General features: G+C 60.2%; 1 protein-coding gene. It reads right to left on the bottom strand.

The window, feature by feature from the left end:
• On the bottom strand, positions 1-1661 hold a 1661-nt coding region (locus NP596_RS20710), incomplete at both ends, for a condensation domain-containing protein (RefSeq protein WP_256617284.1).

Here is a 1661-nt window from a genome sequence, read left to right as displayed (position 1 = left end):
TTGGGATCGAGCGGCACATAAGCGCCGCCGGCCTTGAGGATACCCAGCAAGCCGATCACCATCTCCAGCGAGCGTTCCAGACAAATGCCGACCAATACGTCAGGGCCGACACCCCGTTCGATCAGGTAATGCGCCAGTTGGTTGGCTTTGGCGTTCAGTTCGGCGTAGATGAGATGCTGATCTTCAAAACTCAGTGCGATGGCGTCCGGGGTTGCCTCGACTTGCGCTTCGAACAGCTGGTGAATGTAGCGGTCTTGCGGGTATTCGACTTCGGTGGCGTTCCAGTCGGCGAGGATTTGCCGGTTTTCCGCTTCGCTCAGCAGCGGCAGTTCGCTGACTCTGCGCAGGGGGGCGGCGACGGCCGCTTGCAGCAACTGTTGGTAGTGCCGAGCCAGACGTTCGATACCGGCGGCATCGTACAGATCGGTGTTGTATTCCCAGCTTCCGCTGATCCGCCCATCCGGCCAGTCTTGGATGTGCAGGGTTACATCGAATTTGGCCATGTTGCCGGAATCTTCGATCAGTTCGACGGCTAAATCCGGAAGGTGTAGCGTCAGCGGCTCTTGTTTGGCCAGTACGAACATGACTTGGAACAGCGGGCTGCGGCTGGGGTCGCGCTCGGGCTGCAGCGCTTCGACCAGTTTTTCGAATGGCAGGTCTTGGTACTGTTGGGCGTCCAGGACCGTGGTTTTGATTTGCGCCAGAAATTCGGCCACCGTCGGGTTTGCCGATACATCGGCACGCAGCACCAAGGTGTTGACGAAGAAGCCGATCAAACCTTCGATTTCCGGCCGATTGCGGTTGGCAACCGGGCTGCCGACGCACAGGTCGGCTTGGCCGCTGTAGCGGCTGAGCAGTAATTGGAACACGGCTAATAGCGCCATGAACAATGTCACGTTGTGTTGTCGGCTCAACGCCCGTATCGCTTGCGCCACGGTCAACGGCAGTTCGAAAGCCAGACTAGCCCCACGGTAGGTGGTCACCGCCGGCCTTGGCCGGTCGGTGGGCAGATCCAGCACCAGCGGCGCGCCGTCCAGTTGTTGCCGCCAGTAATGTAACTGGCGCTCCAGTACCTCGCCGCTCAACCACTGACGCTGCCAGCAGGCAAAATCGGCGTATTGAATCGGCAATTCCGCCAGCGGCGCGGCGAGTCCTTGTGTGAACGCTCGGTACAGCGAACTGAATTCCTTAATTAGGAGTTCCGCCGACCAGCCGTCGGAGACGATGTGGTGCATGGTCAACAACAGTACCGCATCCTGCTGTTCGGCACAGTCCCTCAACCGCAATAAGCGGGCACGGATCAAGGGTCCGTTACACAAGTCGAAGGGTTTGGCGGCTTCTTGTCGGCATAGCGCCTGCCAAGCGGCTTCTTGGCCGGACTCTAAGTCGGACAGGTCGATGCGTTCCAGTTCTACCGTCAGGTCCGGGCGGACGGTTTGCACCGCCTCGCCGTCCGGGCCGGTGTCGAACACGGTCCGCAGGATTTCGTGCCGGCGGACGATGGCCGTGAAGCTTTGCTTCAGTGCGGTAAGGTCCAAACGCCCGGTCAGGCGTAGCGCTACCGGGATGTTGTAGAAGGGATTGTCCGGCTCCAGTTGGTCCAGAAACCACAGACGTTGCTGGGCGTAGGATAGCGGGATTGAGGCGGTGCGGGCGGCGGG

It is taken from the genome of Methylomonas rivi (genome assembly GCF_024505165.1).
Classification (GTDB): Bacteria; Pseudomonadota; Gammaproteobacteria; order Methylococcales; family Methylomonadaceae; genus Methylomonas; species Methylomonas rivi.
Note: the sequence above shows the minus strand (reverse complement) of the source record. Positions and strands in the feature narration are given on the sequence as shown.